Source organism: Mesorhizobium sp. M0633, from assembly GCF_040320645.1.
Classification (GTDB): domain Bacteria; phylum Pseudomonadota; class Alphaproteobacteria; order Rhizobiales; family Rhizobiaceae; genus Mesorhizobium.
In genome coordinates this window covers 72,144-88,979 of sequence record NZ_JAMYQC010000012.1, presented here as the reverse complement: position 1 = coordinate 88,979, position 16,836 = coordinate 72,144, and the positions used below count along the sequence as shown (strand labels likewise).

13 protein-coding genes are annotated in these 16,836 nt (G+C 63.7%); 9 read left to right on the top strand and 4 right to left on the bottom strand.

Annotated elements, in window-relative coordinates; translation table 11 throughout:
- Positions 1–82: 82 nt before the first annotated feature.
- Entirely contained in the window at positions 83–1,681 is a 1,599-nt protein-coding gene (locus NKI47_RS15250) for a peptide chain release factor 3 (protein WP_502893745.1), read from the top strand.
- Between the two features lie 169 nt (positions 1,682–1,850).
- Here NKI47_RS15250 and NKI47_RS15245 read toward each other — a convergent pair whose 3' ends face one another.
- Positions 1,851–2,324 (bottom strand): VOC family protein, encoded by a 474-nt coding sequence (locus tag NKI47_RS15245; RefSeq protein ID WP_352591164.1) that lies wholly within the window; start codon positions 2,322–2,324, stop codon positions 1,851–1,853.
- Between the two features lie 288 nt (positions 2,325–2,612).
- Between NKI47_RS15245 and ilvD the strand changes: the two genes are divergently transcribed.
- The 3 genes from ilvD to NKI47_RS15230 all read left to right on the top strand — a co-directional run bounded on the left by ilvD (position 2,613) and on the right by NKI47_RS15230 (position 6,998).
- Positions 2,613–4,457 (top strand): dihydroxy-acid dehydratase, encoded by a 1,845-nt coding sequence (gene ilvD, locus NKI47_RS15240; RefSeq protein ID WP_352591161.1) that lies wholly within the window; start codon positions 2,613–2,615, stop codon positions 4,455–4,457.
- Positions 4,458–4,687: 230 nt separating this feature from the next.
- Positions 4,688–5,962, top strand: a complete 1,275-nt coding sequence (locus tag NKI47_RS15235; RefSeq protein ID WP_352568322.1) for an amidohydrolase family protein — start codon at positions 4,688–4,690, stop codon at positions 5,960–5,962.
- Between the two features lie 115 nt (positions 5,963–6,077).
- Positions 6,078–6,998, top strand: coding sequence for a DMT family transporter (locus tag NKI47_RS15230; protein ID WP_352591158.1), 921 nt, complete (start codon positions 6,078–6,080; stop codon positions 6,996–6,998).
- Here NKI47_RS15230 and NKI47_RS15225 read toward each other — a convergent pair.
- Positions 6,995–7,897, bottom strand: a complete 903-nt coding sequence (locus tag NKI47_RS15225) for a phosphotransferase (protein WP_352591155.1) — start codon at positions 7,895–7,897, stop codon at positions 6,995–6,997. The genes NKI47_RS15230 and NKI47_RS15225 overlap by 4 nt on opposite strands.
- 103 nt (positions 7,898–8,000) lie before the next feature.
- Here NKI47_RS15225 and NKI47_RS15220 point away from each other — a divergent pair, with 103 nt between their 5' ends.
- Positions 8,001–8,633, top strand: a complete 633-nt coding sequence (locus NKI47_RS15220) for a class I SAM-dependent DNA methyltransferase (RefSeq protein WP_352568327.1) — start codon at positions 8,001–8,003, stop codon at positions 8,631–8,633.
- An 18-nt stretch (positions 8,634–8,651) separates the two neighbouring features.
- On the opposite strand, the gene NKI47_RS15215 is transcribed toward NKI47_RS15220, so the two are convergent.
- Both NKI47_RS15215 and NKI47_RS15210 read right to left on the bottom strand, forming a co-directional pair.
- On the bottom strand, positions 8,652–11,105 hold the full coding sequence (locus NKI47_RS15215; protein ID WP_352591152.1) for a GcvT family protein: 2,454 nt from the start codon (positions 11,103–11,105) through the stop codon (positions 8,652–8,654).
- Positions 11,102–11,986 (bottom strand): phosphotransferase, encoded by an 885-nt coding sequence (locus NKI47_RS15210; protein ID WP_352591294.1) that lies wholly within the window; start codon positions 11,984–11,986, stop codon positions 11,102–11,104. Before NKI47_RS15210 ends, NKI47_RS15215 begins: the two co-directional genes overlap by 4 nt.
- 435 nt (positions 11,987–12,421) lie before the next feature.
- On the opposite strand from NKI47_RS15210, the gene NKI47_RS15205 reads away from it, so the two are divergent.
- From NKI47_RS15205 to NKI47_RS15190, 4 genes are all read left to right on the top strand, one after another.
- Positions 12,422–13,198 (top strand): DeoR/GlpR family DNA-binding transcription regulator, encoded by a 777-nt coding sequence (locus tag NKI47_RS15205; protein ID WP_352448483.1) that lies wholly within the window; start codon positions 12,422–12,424, stop codon positions 13,196–13,198.
- Positions 13,199–13,276: 78 nt separating this feature from the next.
- Positions 13,277–14,203 carry a LysR family transcriptional regulator gene (locus NKI47_RS15200; protein WP_023676350.1) on the top strand — a complete coding sequence of 309 codons (927 nt, stop codon included), beginning with the start codon at positions 13,277–13,279 and terminating at the stop codon, positions 14,201–14,203.
- Between the two features lie 292 nt (positions 14,204–14,495).
- Positions 14,496–15,650 carry an ABC transporter substrate-binding protein gene (locus tag NKI47_RS15195; protein WP_352591149.1) on the top strand — a complete coding sequence of 385 codons (1,155 nt, stop codon included), beginning with the start codon at positions 14,496–14,498 and terminating at the stop codon, positions 15,648–15,650.
- 188 nt (positions 15,651–15,838) lie between these two features.
- On the top strand, positions 15,839–16,834 hold the full coding sequence (locus NKI47_RS15190; protein ID WP_352591146.1) for an ABC transporter ATP-binding protein: 996 nt from the start codon (positions 15,839–15,841) through the stop codon (positions 16,832–16,834).
- Positions 16,835–16,836: the final 2 nt, after the last annotated feature.

The window sequence follows — 16,836 nt, the reverse complement described above, 5'->3', positions numbered from 1 at the left end:
CCTGCTGCCGGGGTATCAGCGGTGTTTCCGTTCGACAGGCCGGAAAAGCGCTGCTAGAAGCCCGCGCCACAGACAGGATTCCATGAAATTGGCTGAAGACATCGAACAAGCGGTATCGCGCCGCCGCACTTTCGCGATCATTGCCCACCCCGACGCCGGCAAGACGACGCTCACCGAAAAACTGCTTTTGTTCGGCGGCGCCATCCAGCTTGCCGGCGAGGTCAAGGCCAAGAAGGACCGCATCCAGACCCGCTCGGACTGGATGAAGATCGAACGCGAGCGCGGCATTTCGGTGGTCACCTCGGTGATGACCTTTGAATACGAGGACACCGTCTTCAACCTGCTCGACACGCCCGGCCACGAGGATTTCGCCGACGACACCTATCGCACGCTGTCGGCGGTCGACAGCGCGGTCATGGTGATCGACGCCGCCAAGGGCATCGAGCCGCGCACGCTGAAACTGTTCGAGGTCTGCCGGCTGCGCGATATCCCGATCATCACCTTCGTCAACAAAATGGACCGCGAAAGCCGAGACCCATTCGACATCCTCGATGAGATCGAGCAGAAGCTGGCACTGGATACAGCGCCGATCACCTGGCCGATCGGCCGCGGCAAGACCTTTTCCGGGACCTACCATCTGGCGCTGAACGCGGTGCGCAAGGGCGACGCCGAAAAGGAGCGCACGCCGGTCAACGGTCCCGATTCCAACCGCGTTGCCGGCCTGTTGCCGGAGAACGAGCGGGAGGCCTTCATCGAGGAGCTGGAGCTGGCGCGCGCGGCCTGTCGCCCGCTCGACCTCGATGCCTTCCGCGAGGGCCATTTGACGCCGGTCTATTTCGGTTCGGCGCTGCGCAATTACGGCGTGCGCGACCTGATCGAGGCGCTCGGCGCCTACGGGCCGCCGCCGCGCGCGCAGGAGGCCGACAGCCGCAAGGTCGAGGCGACCGAGGACAAGATGACCTCCTTCGTCTTCAAGATCCAGGCCAATATGGACCCCAACCATCGCGACCGCATCGCTTTCGTCCGCGTCTGCTCCGGCAAGCTCGAGCGCGGCATGAAGGCCAAGCTGGTGCGCACGGGAAAACCGATGAGCCTGTCGGCACCGCAATTCTTCTTCGCCCGCACCCGCGTCACGGCCGACGAGGCGTTCGCCGGCGATGTCGTCGGCATCCCCAACCACGGCACGCTGCGCATCGGCGACACGCTGACCGAAGGCGAGGAGATCCTGTTTCGCGGCGTGCCGAATTTCGCGCCTGAAATCCTGCGCCGCGTTCGCCTCGGCGATGCCATGAAAGCCAAGAAGCTCAAGGAAGCGCTGCACCAGATGGCCGAGGAAGGCGTCGTGCAATTGTTCTCGCCGGAGGACGGCTCGCCAGCCATCGTCGGCGTCGTCGGCGCCCTGCAGCTCGACGTCTTGAAGGAGCGGCTAAACTTCGAATACACACTGCCGGTCGATTTCGAGATGTCGCGCTTTTCCGTCTGCCGCTGGATATCGGCCGACGACAGGGCCGAACTCCAGCGCTTCATCGAGGCGCATCGCGGCGACATCGCGCGCGATCTCGACAACGATCCGGTGTTCCTCGCCCAGCACGCCTTCTCGCTCAACTACGAGGCCGAGCGCTGGAAGGCGATCCGCTTCACCGCGGTCAAGGATTATCAGGTCCGCGACAGAGCGGCTTGATGCGCCCCTTCCCTTCTCCCTTTGTGGGAGAAGGTGTCGCCGAAGGCGACGGATGAGGGGTGTTCCAGGAAACACCAACGTCTCATTCCGTCCAGCACCCCTCAACCGTCTCGGCGCTTCGCGCCGATCCACCTTCTCCCACAGGGGGAGAAGGAAAGATCGCGTTCGTTCACCCTTTCGCTGCCTCTTCGAACTTGGCGATGTCGATCTTGCTCATCTGCATCATCGCCTGCATCACGCGGCCGGCCTTTTCCGTGTCGGGGTCCAGCAGCAGCCTGGGCAGCTGTTCGGGAACGACCTGCCAGGAGAGGCCGAATTTGTCCTTCAGCCAGCTGCACTGGCTGGGCTGGCCACCGCCCGCGATGAGCCTGTCCCAGAAATAGTCGACCTCTTCCTGCGTCTTGCAGTCGATGGAGAGCGAGACTGCCTGGGTGAACTTGAATTGCGGGCCGCCGTTGAGCGCCTGGAACTGAACGCCGTCGAGCTCGAATGAGACCATCAGCACCTTGCCCTCATTATCGCCGCTGCCCTTGGGCCAGCGCATCACGCTCAGCACCTTCGAATTCTTGAAGATGGAGATGTAATGGTTCATGGCCTCCTCGGCCTGGTCGTCGAACCACAGGCAGGGGGTGATCTTTTGCATTCTCTTGCTCCTCGGGCTGGTTTTGGCTTGTTTCACTCGCAAAACGGCCGGCTGGCAATTGATGCCCGGTCCCGCCGTCTGCTCAAGGACGCTCGAGCAAAACACGATCCGACAGCACTTCTGACTTTTTTACGGCCTGGACCGGCTGCGTCTTTGGCTGGCCGCTCGTTCCGCACCCTGGCGCAGCGCAAAATTGTGGCCAGACCAGAGTGTGGCGTCTATAAGGCCTGCGGCTCAATTCCGGTTTTCCGCACCTTTGGGCGCGACGCAGACAGCAAGGACAGTTCAATGCCCGCCTACCGTTCCCGCACCACCACCCATGGCCGCAACATGGCCGGCGCCCGCGGCCTGTGGCGCGCTACCGGCATGAAGGATTCGGATTTCGGCAAGCCGATCATTGCCGTGGTCAATTCCTTCACCCAATTCGTGCCGGGCCATGTCCATTTGAAGGATCTCGGCCAGCTGGTTGCCCGCGAGATCGAAAAAGCCGGCGGCGTCGCCAAGGAGTTCAACACCATTGCCGTCGATGACGGCATCGCCATGGGCCATGACGGCATGCTCTATTCGCTGCCGTCACGCGAATTGATCGCCGACTCGGTCGAATACATGGTCAACGCGCACTGCGCCGACGCGATGGTCTGCATCTCGAATTGCGACAAGATCACGCCCGGCATGCTGATGGCGTCGCTGCGCCTCAACATCCCGACCGTCTTCGTCTCCGGCGGGCCGATGGAGGCCGGCAAGGTGGTGCTCGCCGGCAAGAGCCAGGCGCTTGATCTGGTCGACGCCATGGTCGCGGCCGCCGACGACAAGGTGTCCGACGAGGACGTCAGGACCATCGAACGCTCGGCCTGTCCGACCTGCGGTTCCTGCTCCGGCATGTTCACCGCCAATTCGATGAACTGCCTGACCGAGGCGCTCGGCCTGTCCTTGCCCGGCAATGGTTCGACGCTAGCGACGCATGCCGACCGCAAGCGCCTGTTCGTCGAGGCCGGCCACCTGATCGTCGATCTTGCCCAGCGCTATTACGAGCAGGACGACGACACCGCGCTGCCGCGCAGCATCGCCTCGAAGGGCGCCTTCGAGAACTCCATGACACTCGACATTGCCATGGGCGGTTCGACCAACACCGTGCTGCACATCCTTGCTGCGGCACATGAGGGCGAGGTCGACTTCACCATGGAGGACATCGACCGGCTGTCGCGGCGGGTGCCAGTGCTGTGCAAGGTGGCCCCGGCCAAGGCAGACGTCCATATGGAGGATGTCCACCGCGCCGGCGGCATCATGGCCATCCTCGGCCAGTTGGATAGCGCCGGGCTGATCAACCGCGACCTGCCGACGGTGCACACCGCAAGCCTTGGCGAAGCGCTCGATCATTGGGATATTTCACGCACCACCAGCCAGAATGTCCGCGATTTCTTCCTGGCGGCACCCGGCGGCGTGCCGACGCAAGTCGCGTTCAGCCAGGACCGCCGCTGGGACGATCTCGATCTCGACCGCGAGAATGGCGTCATCCGCTCGGCCGAACATCCTTTCTCCAGGGATGGCGGCCTTGCCGTGCTGAAAGGCAATCTGGCACTCGATGGCTGCATCGTGAAGACGGCGGGCGTCGATGAATCGATCCTGAAATTCACCGGTCCGGCAAGAGTGTTCGAAAGCCAGGACGCCAGCGTCAAGGCGATCCTGTCGAACGAGATCAAGGCCGGCGATGTCGTCGTCATCCGCTATGAAGGGCCACGCGGCGGACCCGGCATGCAGGAAATGCTCTACCCGACCAGCTATTTGAAATCGAAAGGCCTCGGCAAAGCCTGCGCACTGATCACCGACGGTCGTTTTTCCGGCGGCACCTCCGGCCTGTCGATCGGCCATGTCTCGCCGGAAGCCGCGGAAGGCGGTCTGATCGGGCTGGTCAGGGAAGGCGACACGATCGAGATCGATATCCCCAACCGCACCATCAGGCTTGCTGTCGACGACGCCGAACTCATCGCCCGTCGCGCCGCGATGGAGGCCAGGGGAACGGCTGCCTGGAAGCCCGAAGAAAAGCGCAAGCGCAAGGTGACGACGGCCTTGCGCGCCTATGCGGCGATGGCGACAAGTGCCGCCAAGGGGGCGGTGCGGTACGTGCCGGAATAGAGGCTTTTCCTTCTCCCCTTGTGGGAGAAGGTGGATTGGCGCGCAGCGCCAAGACGGTTGAGGGGTGCTGGACGGAGTGTCGTCGGCGCCAAGCTGGAACACCCCTCATCCGGCCGCTTCGCGGCTACCTTCTCCCACAAGGGAGAAGGGAAGGGGCGCGCCTGAAGGTTCCGCCTTGCGGCAGCACGCTGCATGGAAAGAAACGGCTTTTTTGAACGAGGTGGCGCTAGATGGATTTTGACCTTGTGGTGCGCGGCGGGACGCTGCCCGACGGCAGGATCGCGGATATCGGCATCGTCGGCGAAACGATCGCAGCGATAGAGCCCGAGCTGAACGTCAGCGCCGGCACGGCGATCGATGCCCATGGCAATCTGGTCTCGCCGCCCTTCGTCGATCCGCATTTCCATATGGACGCCACGCTTTCGCTCGGCATTCCGCGCATCAATGTCTCGGGCACGCTGCTCGAAGGCATCTCGCTTTGGGGCGAGTTGAAGCCGCTTCTGACCCACGAAGCGGTGCGCGACCGTGCGCTCGCCTATTGCGACTGGGCGGTGTCGATGGGCCTGCTCGCCATCCGCACCCATGTCGATGTTTGCGACGACCGCCTGCTGGCGGTCGAGGCGCTGCTCGACGTGAAGAAGACGGTTGGCCCCTATATCGACCTGCAGCTGGTCGCCTTCCCGCAGGACGGGTTTTACCGCTCGCCGACGGCGCGCGACAACACCATCCGGGCGCTCGACATAGGCGTCGATGTCGTCGGCGGCATTCCGCATTTCGAGCGCACAATGGCCGACGGCACGCGCTCCGTCACCGAGCTCTGCGAAATCGCGGCGAAGCGCGGCCTGATGGTCGACTTGCATTGCGACGAGACGGACGATCCGCTGTCGCGCCACATCGAGCAGCTTGCCTATGAGACGCAGCGGCTCGGGTTGCAGGGCAGAGTGGCCGGCTCGCACCTGACATCGATGCATTCGATGGATAATTACTACGTTTCGAAGCTATTGCCGCTGATTGCCGAGGCCGGCGTTTCGGCGATCCCCAATCCGCTGATCAACATCATGCTGCAGGGCCGCCACGACAGCTTTCCCAAGCGCCGCGGACTGACGCGAGTCAAGGAGATGCTGGCGCAAGGCATCCGCGTCGGCTGGGGCCAGGATTGCGTGCTCGACCCCTGGTATTCGCTGGGCACCGCAGACATGCTCGACGTCGCCTTCATGGGCCTGCATGTCGCGCAGATGTCGAGCCCGGCCGAGATGGCGCGCTGCTTCGACATGGTCACCAACGTCAATGCCGCCATCATGGGCCTCGACCACCTTGGCGTGGCGGTCGGCAAGCGCGCCAGCCTGGTCGTTCTCGATGCCGGCAACCCAGTCGAGGCGCTGCGGCTGCGCCCAGAGCGTCTCTGCGTCATCGCCAGGGGCAAGGTGGTGGCCGAGCGCAGCCGGCAGGACACGCGGCTTTCGATCGCCGGAAGGCCGGGCACGGTGAACCGGCGCCACGCTTAGTCCAGCCGATTTCCCGCGCTGGTCTTACCGAATTCTCGATTTTCGCCTCGTCATGGCCGCAGCTTGCGACTACGACGCGGGTCACCGTACCCCACGGCGAGGAACCGGTAACGGAATGGCGCAGCCCGCAGCCCAGTACTCAACGATCATGAACGTGCTGCTGGCCGGCATCCTGCTGATGCTCGCCGGCGACTTCCTGTTTGCGCTGAACGACGCGATGGGCAAGTGGCTGGTCGCCAGTTTTTCCGTCGGCCAGGTCGTGCTGATCCGCTCGATCGGCGCGTTTTTCATACTCGGGCCGATGATTGCACATCAGGGTGCGGCCAAGCTGTTTCGCATGGAGCGGCCGGAGCTGCAGCTGCTGCGCGTGGTGATGACGACGCTCGACACGGCGCTGTTCTACGCGGCGGTCGTCTATCTGCCGCTCGCCGATGTGATGAGCTTTTACATGGCCGGGCCGATCTATGTGGCGGCGCTGTCGCATTTCCTGCTCGGCGAAAGGGTCGGCTGGCGCCGCTGGGCGGCGATCCTGGTCGGCTTCTGCGGCGTGCTGATCATGCTGAAGCCATCCTCGGCCGCGTTCTCCCTGTCGTCGATGTTCGCGCTCGCCGGCAGCATTTCATTTGCCTTCGCTATCATCCTCAACCGGCGGCTGCGCGGCACCAGCGACACTTCGCTGGTCACCTGGCAGACCATCGGCACGCTGCTGGTCGGCGCTGCGTTGACCATAGGCAGTTGGAAGACGCCGTCATCGCTCGATTTCGGCGCCATGCTGCTTCTCGGCGTCGTCTCCTGCGGCGCGCACCTGATGATCACCCGGGCGTTGAAGCTTGCCCCTGCCTCGACCTTGGCGCCGCTGCATTACAGCCTGCTGTTGTGGGCAGTGGTCTTCGGCCTGGCCTTCTTCGGCGATGTGCCTGGGCCGCGCATCCTGGTCGGCTCGGCCATCGTCGTGCTGGCCGGCCTGTTCATCTTCCACCGCCAGAAGGTGGTCGACACCGTGCCGCCGGAAAACGTGCCGAAGGGTGTGAATTAACCCCGGCGCACCGCTGCGAGATGCCGCGAAAATTCCGGCATCTCCATCAGTGCCTTGCAGCGCGCAAACCGGCCGTCGGCATAGGCGCGAAAGTCGTCGGCCGGATTTTTGTTGGCAAGCTGGATCAGTCCCCACAGCGTCCACAGCAGGTCGCACATCGCCTTGTAGATGACGATGCGGGCGCGCTCCGCCGGTCTCGGCTCGCCGCCGAAATAGGCCAGCGTCATCTCCTCGTCCTGCGCGGCGTCGAATTGCCCTTCGACGCTGAGGTCGCCGAGATCCCAGAGCGGATCGTTCATGCCGGAATATTCCCAGTCGACGATCCACATCCTGTCGCCCGTATCGAGAAAGTTTTCGCAGAGCGGGTCGCAGTGGCAGGCGACGATCGGCAGAGGTTGAGCCGCAAGTGCTGAGCGCACTGCCTCCGCCTCGCGGACCACATCGTGGTAGCCGGCAGGCAGCGCGACGTCCTTGGTTGACAGCACTTTCAGATAATCGTCGATCATCGCAAACAGCTCGAAGCGGAAGGGGAACACCGCGCCGGATGTGTGCAGTTTGCGAAAGGCCTTGCCGGCGCGTGCCGGGCTGCCCGGCCGAGTCTTGAACTTTTCCGGTGACATCGTCTCGGCACCGGCAACGAAGCGGGTCACCAACACGCCGGTCTCGGCATCGACATGCAGCACTTCGGGACTGACGCCGGCCTTCGCCGCTTCCCGCGCCGCCACTGCCTCGTTGGCGCGGTTGATGTATTCCTCGGTGCCCTTGCCGGGGATACGCAGGCAGAAATCCTTACCCCTGAAGACGAGGTTGGTGAGACCGCCGAGCCGTTCCAGAGGGCCGTCATAGCCGGCCAGCATCGGAATGGCCGCAAGTGCGGCGCGCGCCCGGTCGTCCGCCATGGATTTCGCTCCTTTCCCCGTGTTATTGGGACGACGACGGTTCCACAGTTTTCGCCGTTTGGCTATGATCGCGTTGCGGATCGATACCAGGCGACGGAAAGCGATGACGGACAGCAATCAGCAGAGCGCACTCGCCGCAGCCTATGCGGCGAAGCGGCCGGAAGACGTCGCGGCGCTCTACGACAGTTGGGCAGGCACCTATGACGCCGACATGTCGGCGGCTGGCTATCGCCATCCCACCATCTGCCTTGCCTTGCTGGCCCGCCATCTGCCGCGCGGCGCCGCTCCTCTGCTCGATGCCGGCGCGGGCACCGGGCTCATCGGCGAATGGCTTGCCATTACCGGTTATCCGCAGGTCGAGGCGCTCGACATCTCGGAAGGCATGCTGGCGCAAGCCGCGCGCAAGGGCGTCTATTCGGCGCTTCACTGCCTGGCGCTTGGCGGACCGCTGCCCTTCGTGGACGACGCCTATGCCGGGATCATCTCAGCCGGCGTCTTCACGTCCGGCCATGTCGGGGCCGAGGGTCTGGACGAGCTGATCCGCATCTGCCGGCCGGGCGGGGTGATCGTGCTGACAGTGAAGAACACGCTGTGGGATGCCGGGTTTGCCGCGCGGATCGCCGAGCTCGAGGCGCAAGCCACCGTCACGCGCGCCGAAGAGACGCTGCCCTATGTTTCGATGCCAGGCGAGGCCGATACCGTGCCGAGCCGGGGGCTGGTGCTCATCGTGAACTGAGGCTGAAACCGGAAGGCTCTACGCCTTCACCTTTGCTCCTGCCGGATCGTAAAGCGGCTCGAGGTGTATCTTAGCCGGCGTCCGTTCCATTGCCACCACCAGCTCGTAGTTGCCGGAAGTGAGGAAATCATCGTTGACGCCATCGGCATTGCGCACATAGCCGTAGCCGATGTTCTTGCCGATGGTGTAGCCATAGCCGCCGCTGGTGAGATAACCGACCGCCTCGCCGTTGCGCAGGATGGTCTCGCGCCCGAGCAGGACGATGTCCGGATCGTCGACCGTGAAGCCGGCAAAACGTTTCCTGGGCGGCGAACCGTCGACCTTCTCCAAGGCCCGCCGGCCGAGGAAATCGGTGTTTTTTCTGAGCTTCACCGCCCAGCCGAGGCCGGCCTCCTGCGGCGTGTCGTTGGGCGTGATGTCGGAGCCCCAGGCGCGGTAGCCTTTTTCCAGCCGCAGTGATTCCAGCGCCCGGTAGCCGACCGGGCGGATGTCGTAGGTCTCGCCCGCCGCCATCAGCGCATCGAAAACCTCGCCCGTCGCCGCGATCGGCGCATGCAATTCCCAGCCGAGCTCACCGACATAGGTGACGCGCAGTGCCCGCACGATGTGGCCGGCAATGGCGATCTCGCGAACATGGCCGAACGGGAAAGCTGTATTCGACACATCCGCGTCGGTCACATCGGACAGCACGTCGCGGGCGCGCGGCCCCATCAGCGACAGCGTGCCAAAATCCTCCGTGACGTCGGTCAGCGTCACGTCGAACTCCCTGCCGATATGATCGGCAATCCAGGAGAAATCATGCGTGCGGAACCCGGTGCCGGTGACGATGTAGAATTTCTCCTCACCGAGCCGCGCCACGGTCAAATCGGCCGCGATGCCGCCGCGCGTGTTGAGGAGCTGCGTGTAGGTCAGCCGGCCGACCGGTTTGGCGACGTCATTGGCGCAGATCCAGTCCAGCGCCTTCAGCGCGTCCGCGCCCGTCATTTCGTATTTGGCGAAGGATGACTGGTCGAAGATGCCGATCTTTTCGCGCACGTGGCGGTGTTCGTCGCCGACCGGCGAAAACCAGTTCTGCCGGCCCATCGAATAGACGTCTTTAGGCTCGAACCCTTCCGGCGCGAACCAGTTCGGCCGCTCCCAGCCGAGCTTCGAGCCGAACACGGCGCGATGTTCTTTCAGCCGTTCATAGAGTGGAGAAACGATGCGCGGCCGGCCGCTGACATATTCCTCATGCGGAAAGCCGATCGTGTAGTGCTTGCCATAGGCTTCAAGCGTGCGGTCGCGGACCCATTGCCGGTCGCGGTGCAGATTGGAGAAGCGGCGGATGTCGACCACCCACAAATCGAGCGGCGCCTCGCCGTCGACCACCCATTGCGCCAGCACCCAGCCGGCGCCGCCGCCGGATGCAATGCCGAAGGCGTTGAAACCGGCGCCGACGAACATATTCGGGCATTCCGGCGCCACGCCGAGGATGAAATTGCCGTCCGGCGTGAAGCTCTCCGGTCCATTGATCATCTGCTTGACGCCGACATTGGCGAGCGCCGGGACACGCTCGATCGCCTGGCCCATATGCTGCTCGAAATGATCGTAATCATCGTCGAACAGCCGGAACTCCCAATCGTCCGGCACATCACCACCGGGCAGATCGGTCGTCCAGGCCTGCGGGTTCGGCTCATAGCCTCCCATCACCAACCCGCCGACCTCCTCCTTGAAATAGGTGCGGCGGTCGGGGTCGCGGATCGTCGGCGCGTCACCCGCCAAGCCGTCGATCCTTTCGGTGATGATGTATTGGTGCTTCACGGGCTGCAGCGGCACGTTGATGCCGGCCAGCGCACCCACCTGCCGCGCCCATTGCCCGGCGCAGTTCACCACCTTGTCGCAGGCGATATCGCCCTTGTTCGTCCTTACCTTGACGATCCGGCCGTTCGTCATTTCGAAGCCGGTGACCCGCACCTCCTCGAACAATTTTGCGCCATGCATGCGCGCGCCCTTGGCCAGCGACTGGGTGATATCGGAAGGGCTTGCCTGACCGTCGCTCGGCAGCCAGGAAGCGCCGACGAGGTCGCCGGTTTCCAGCAGCGGCCACATTTCCTTGACCTCGGCCGGCGACAGCAAATGCATATCCATGCCGAAGCTCTTTGCCGTCGTCGCCAGCCTCTTATACTCGGTCCAGCGGTCGGCATTGGTGGCGAGGCGCAGGCAGCCTGTCATCTTCCAGCCGGTGGCCAGGCCGGTTTCGGCTTCCAGCCCCTTGTAGAGATCGACCGAATATTTGAGCACGCGCGTGATCGACGCCGACGAGCGTAGCTGGCCGACCAGCCCGGCAGCATGCCAGGTCGAACCCGAGGTCAGTTTGCCCTGTTCGAGCAGCACGATTTCGGCCTTGTGGTCGCGCGCCAGATGATAGGCCGTCGAACAGCCGATGATGCCACCGCCGATGACGACGATGCCGGCCTGGGCGGGCAAGGTCATGTCCGCGTCCCGTATTTTGTCCTGTAGTTTTCCAGGGCGGCTTCGAGCCGCGCCAGGTTTTCGTCGGCGTAGGCGGCGTAGTCGACACCGGGCGCGTCGAGGTAAAGCTCGGAAACCATGCCCCACATCGCCTCACGCAGCAGCGACGCGCATTGCATGGCGGCATGCGAGCGCCGTATCGCCGGGTCCGGCTCCTTCATGAAATAGGCGGTCAGGAAGGCGAAGGACTCCTCGTCGCTCATGCCTGCATTCGACGCCGCGCCGGCAAGGTCGAACATCGCGGTGTTGAAGCCTGCATATTCGAAATCGATGAGCCACAGCCTGTGACCGTCGTCGATTATGTTAGCCGGCAAGAGGTCATTATGGCCGAAGACGATCGGCAGCAGCTTTTGCGCGCGCTCGAGCTCGTTCGCCAGCGTCAGCAGGCGCGGCAGTTCGCCCAGCTTGCGGCTGCGGCCTTCCTCCAGCGTGCGCGCATAGTCGCGAATGACATGGAATACCCAGAACATGAAGCCGGCGCCGGAGACATGACCGGGCATCTCCCGGTGGAAACCGCGCAGCAACGCGGCAACGCGGCCGAGATCGGCGCGCACGTCCTGCGCGACATAGGCCTTGGCGCCGAGATACTCCGTCACCATGACGCCGGGTCCAGTGTAGTGGACGGCCGGAGCGAAGCCTGCCGCGTGCGCTGCCCGCGCCGTCATCATCTCGCGCTCGCGAAAGACATGGTGGAACGGATAGTCCTGGCCGAGCCGCACGACGTGCCGCCCGGCCGCGTCCTTGACCAGATAATTGGCATTGCTCAGCCCGCCCGGCAGCGGCGCGATGTCGATGCTGCCGGTCCAGCAAGGCAGCGCACGGATGCGGTCTTCGACAGTCACGATCTCGTCCAACATTGGGTCAATTTTCCACGCATGTCACGGCTGGCCAGCGATGACAATCGGACGGAGGAATGGAGGCAACGCGAAGATCTCGTCGGTGCAGATCTCGGGATCGGTATCCCGCACCGCACCGACGAGCCCCTTTGTGCCGGGTTCTTCGACGCCGGCATCCGCCCCCGCGGATCCTGAATTTCGGTACCCTTGCACCCGACGATCTCCCGGGCGTTCGGGCAAGCGATTTTTCGTGCGGCTCAGCCGTCGTCCTCCGTTCCGAGCCTGTCACAGCGATAATGTCGCGCCACGCTGGAGGTGTTGTCAACGCGAAATTGTGGTATTTTCTGGTTTTTTGCCCGAATTTTGCTAAATTCCTTGGAGTTAGTGGCATTTATGCCGTAGAAACGGTCAGCGGTGCAACAATCCGACCGGATGGAACCGATGGTCCACTCGAAGCGGCATGGCGAAATCCTGCGCCTCCTCAAGGAGGAAGGCACCGTGACCATTGCGAGCCTGGCCGACCGGCTGGGCGTCTCGCTGGAGACAGTACGCCGCGACGTCAAGCCACTGACCAGCGACGGTTCCATCCTCAAGATGCACGGCGCCGTCGGCCTGCCGTCGATTGCCGGCGAAGCGCCGTTCGAGCGGCGCATGCGCGAGAACGCCGATGCCAAGCGGGCAATAGCGCGCATGGTCGCCGCCACCATCCGCGACGGCGAATCGATCATGCTCGACACCGGCACCACCACCTCTTTCCTGGCCCGGGAACTGCTCGGCCACCGGCGGCTGACGGTCGTCACCAACTCCTCCGACATCGCCCGCACATTGGCCACCGTCAACGGCAATAAGGTCTACATGGCCGGCGGCGAGCTGCGCAGCGATTCCGGTGCTGCCTTCGGCGTCTCGGCCATCGAATTCGTCAGCCGCTTTTCCGTCAGCCATGCAGTGATATCGACCGGTGCGGTCGATGCCGTCACCGGCGTCATGGACTATGATCTGGAAGAGGCCGAATTCGCCCGCATGGTGCTGTCGCGCGGCCAGCGTTCGCTTGTCGTCACCGACCATAGCAAATTCGGCCGCCAGGGCCTTGTTCAGGTCTGCGGCTTCGGCGGCTTTTCCGAACTCGCGACCGACCGTCCGCCGCCGCACGACATCGCCGCCGCCCTTGCCCAGGCCGGCGCACGGCTCAGCATTGCCGATGGCGGAAGCGAGGGCTGAGCTCTATCGGGAGCTCTATCGGGAGATCTGCGCCAGCACCCACTTCCCAGCGCCGCCTCTGCCGTGTTTAGTCCGGCCATGGCTTTCACCATCCGCCAATTGCAGTTCTTCATCGCCGTCGCCGAGCAGGGCACAGTGTCGGGCGCCGCCCAGAACCTGTCGATCTCGCAATCCTCGGTCACCGAGGCGATCAAGGAGCTGGAGCACGATCTCGGCGTCGAGCTGTTCGAGCGCCACCCGCGCGGCTTGAACATCACCCACAAAGGCCACCAGTTCCTGCGCCATGCGAGAAAGATCCTGGCCGACGTTTCCGATGCGCGCCGCGCCTTCTTCGGCGAACAGGCCGCGGCAAGCGGGCGGCTGCAACTTGGCGTCACCTCGCTGGTCGCCGGCTATGTGCTTTCCGATCTTCTTGCCCGCTACCGCCGCGCCTATCCGGGTGTCGAGGTCTCGGCGATCGAGGACAATGGCGACTATCTCGAGCACCTGTTAATTGGCGGCAAGCTCGACATTGCCGTCATGGTCACCTCGAACCTGCGCGACCGCACGGCACTGCAGTCCGAAATCCTCGAAGTCTCGGCCTACCGGCTGTGGCTGCCGCTCGGCCATCCCTTGGCCGGTGCCGACATCATCGGCATCGGCGACATCGCCTCGGAACCGCTGATCATGCTGACCGTCGACGAGATCGAGGAGAATACCGGAAAGCTGCTGACGGCAATCGGCGCCAAGCCGCATGTCGCCTTCCGCACCCGCTCGGTCGAAGCGGTGCGCAGCCTCGTCGCTACCGGCGCCGGCGTGGCGCTGCTGCCCGACCTCGTCTACCGGCCATGGTCGCTGGAAGGCGACCGCATCGAATCGCGCGATATTTCGGGGTCGTTACCAGTCGTCCAGGTCGGCATGGTCTGGCGGCGCGGCTCCGGCCTGCCGCAGGCGGCTCGCGACTTCATCGGACTTGCCCAGTCGCAGCGCATGGTGCGCCAACGGCCCGAGAAGATCGGCCGCTGATGTATCGGAAAAATCGATATCGGGTTTCTGATAAATGAATTTGCGAAACCGGAAATTTCGCAGCACTTTTCGGTCAGGGAACAAAGCTGCTGTTAGAGCGACGTGCATCCAATTGGACGCACATAGTACGCTCTAAGACTTTCAATTTTCGCATCGGGCTTTCCGAAAATCGATTCCGATTTTCGGGCCGATGCGAGGAGCACGGCCCTTCAGAGCCGCGCATCCAACGTTTTTGAACGGGCGCATGATCTTCTTCCGGTTTCGAGGTCATGCAAAAAATGGGAGATCGACGATGAATTCATTGCTGAAATCATGCACTGCCATGACGGTCGCGCTGAGCTTCTCCGGCCAGGCCATCGCCCAGGTCAAGGAGCTCGGCAAAGGCGAAGGCGAGGTCAATATCGTCGCCTGGCCGGGCTATATCGAGCGCGGCGAAACCGACAAGGGCTATGATTGGGTCACGTCCTTCGAGAAGGAAACCGGCTGCAAGGTCAACGTCAAGACCGCTAACACCTCCGACGAGATGGTCTCGCTGATGAACGAGGGCGGTTTCGACCTGGTCACCGCCTCGGGCGATGCCTCGCTGCGTCTGGTCGCCGGCAAGCGCGTCCAGCCGATCAACACCGACCTCATCCCGAGCTGGAAGACGGTCGACGACCGGCTGAAGGATGCGCCCTGGTTCACCGTCGGCGGAGTCCATTACGGCGTCCCCTATCAGTGGGGGCCGAACGTGCTGATGTACAACACCGAAGTGTTCAAGGAGGCGCCGAAGAGCTGGAACGTGGTCTTCGAGGAATTGAAGCTTCCCGACGGCAAGTCGAACAAGGGCCGCGTCCAGGCCTATGACGGGCCGATCCACATCGCCGACGCCGCCAATTACCTGATGGCTCACAAGCCGGAGCTCGGCATCAAGGATCCGTACGAACTGACCGAGGATCAGTACAAGGCGGCGCTCGACCTGTTGCGGGTCCAGCGTACGCTGGTCGGACGCTATTGGCACGACGCCGCCATCCAGGTCGACGATTTCCAGAACGAAGGCGTCGTCGCCTCCGGTTCTTGGCCCTACCAGGTCAACACGCTGATCGCGGCCAAGAAGCCGGTCGCCTCGACTATCCCCGAGGAGGGCGTCACCGGCTGGGCCGATACCACGATGATGGAGGCCGATGCTGCCCACCCGAACTGCGCCTACATGTGGATGGAGCATTCGCTGTCGCCAAAAGTGCAGGGCGACGTCTCCGCCTGGTTCGGCTCGCTGCCGGTGGTGCCCGCCGCCTGCAAGGGCAACGAACTGCTCGGCGAAGAAGGGTGCAAGACCAACGGGTACGACAATTTCGACAAGATCAAGTTCTGGAAGACGCCGGTCTCGAAATGCGCCACCCAGAACGACCAGTGCGTACCCTATTACCGCTGGGTGTCGGACTATATCGGCGTCATCGGCGGGCGGTGAGTTCGCCTCACCTACGAAGCTCGGCGCTGCCCCTCACCTTACCCTCTCCCCGTGAAGAACGGGGGGTCGCCAGCGTTGGAGCGCCTCCCTTCTCCCCGTCCACTATACGAGGAGAAGGTGCCGGCAGGCGGATGAGAGGCAGCGCTACCGCCTGAAATTTGATGAGCCTGACAGATCAGGACAGCCCCATGACCTCCGCCGTTTCCTTCCAAAACGTCTCTCGCCATTTCGGCAGCGTGCGTGCCGTCGACGCGGTCGATCTCGACATCGTGCCGGGCGAGTTCTTCGCCATGCTCGGGCCTTCCGGCTCGGGCAAGACGACGTGCCTGCGCCTCATCGCCGGTTTCGAGCAGCCGACGGCGGGCTCGATCTCGATCTTCGGCGAACGCGCCGAGGGCGTGCCGCCCTATCGCCGCAACGTCAACACCGTGTTCCAGGATTATGCGCTGTTCCCGCATCTCAACGTGCTCGACAACGTCGCCTATGGGCTGATGGTCAAGGGCGTCGGCAGACCGGAGCGGCAAAAGGCGGCGGAAGAAGCGCTGGCGCTGGTGCGGCTTCCCGGCTACGGCGCCCGTCGCCCTGGCCAGCTTTCCGGCGGCCAGCGCCAGCGCGTCGCGCTCGCCCGTGCGCTGGTCAACCAGCCCAAGGTGCTGTTGCTCGACGAGCCGCTCGGCGCCCTCGACCTCAAGCTTCGCGAAAACATGCAGGAGGAGTTGAAATCGCTGCAGAAGGCGCTCGGCATCACCTTCGTGTTCGTCACCCACGACCAGGGCGAAGCGCTGTCGATGGCCGACCGCGTGGCCGTCTTCAATGACGGCAAGATCATGCAGATCGGCACGCCGGAAGACATCTACCAGCGTCCCAAGACCCGCTTCGTCGCCGATTTCGTCGGCTCGTCCAACGTGCTGCCGCCGGATTTCGTCCAGCGCTATGCCGGCCAGCATCGCTGGGGCAGCCTGCGGCCCGAATCCATCCGTATTGGCCGGGCCAACGGCGAAGGGGTTGCCGCCCGCCTGGTCTCGACCAACTATCTCGGCGCCACGACAAGACTGGCGCTCGATGCAGAGGGCTTGCGGCTGCATGCCATCGTGCCGGCGGGTGCTGCCTTGCCCCGGGAAGGCGAGGCGGTGGTGCTCACCTTCAACCGCGAGCATTTGCATCTGATGGACGAGCTAGGATGAGC

Excerpts from the sequence above, each read along its gene's own strand:
- NKI47_RS15250 (WP_502893745.1), top strand. The coding sequence starts at position 83 with ATGAAATTGGCTGAAGACATCGAACAAGCGGTATCGCGCCGCCGCACT.
- NKI47_RS15245 (WP_352591164.1), bottom strand. The coding sequence starts at position 2,324 with ATGCAAAAGATCACCCCCTGCCTGTGGTTCGACGACCAGGCCGAGGAG.
- ilvD (WP_352591161.1), top strand. The coding sequence starts at position 2,613 with ATGCCCGCCTACCGTTCCCGCACCACCACCCATGGCCGCAACATGGCC.
- NKI47_RS15235 (WP_352568322.1), top strand. The coding sequence starts at position 4,688 with ATGGATTTTGACCTTGTGGTGCGCGGCGGGACGCTGCCCGACGGCAGG.
- NKI47_RS15230 (WP_352591158.1), top strand. The coding sequence starts at position 6,078 with ATGGCGCAGCCCGCAGCCCAGTACTCAACGATCATGAACGTGCTGCTG.
- NKI47_RS15225 (WP_352591155.1), bottom strand. The coding sequence starts at position 7,897 with ATGGCGGACGACCGGGCGCGCGCCGCACTTGCGGCCATTCCGATGCTG.
- NKI47_RS15220 (WP_352568327.1), top strand. The coding sequence starts at position 8,001 with ATGACGGACAGCAATCAGCAGAGCGCACTCGCCGCAGCCTATGCGGCG.
- NKI47_RS15215 (WP_352591152.1), bottom strand. The coding sequence starts at position 11,105 with ATGACCTTGCCCGCCCAGGCCGGCATCGTCGTCATCGGCGGTGGCATC.
- NKI47_RS15205 (WP_352448483.1), top strand. The coding sequence starts at position 12,422 with ATGGTCCACTCGAAGCGGCATGGCGAAATCCTGCGCCTCCTCAAGGAG.
- NKI47_RS15200 (WP_023676350.1), top strand. The coding sequence starts at position 13,277 with ATGGCTTTCACCATCCGCCAATTGCAGTTCTTCATCGCCGTCGCCGAG.
- NKI47_RS15195 (WP_352591149.1), top strand. The coding sequence starts at position 14,496 with ATGAATTCATTGCTGAAATCATGCACTGCCATGACGGTCGCGCTGAGC.
- NKI47_RS15190 (WP_352591146.1), top strand. The coding sequence starts at position 15,839 with ATGACCTCCGCCGTTTCCTTCCAAAACGTCTCTCGCCATTTCGGCAGC.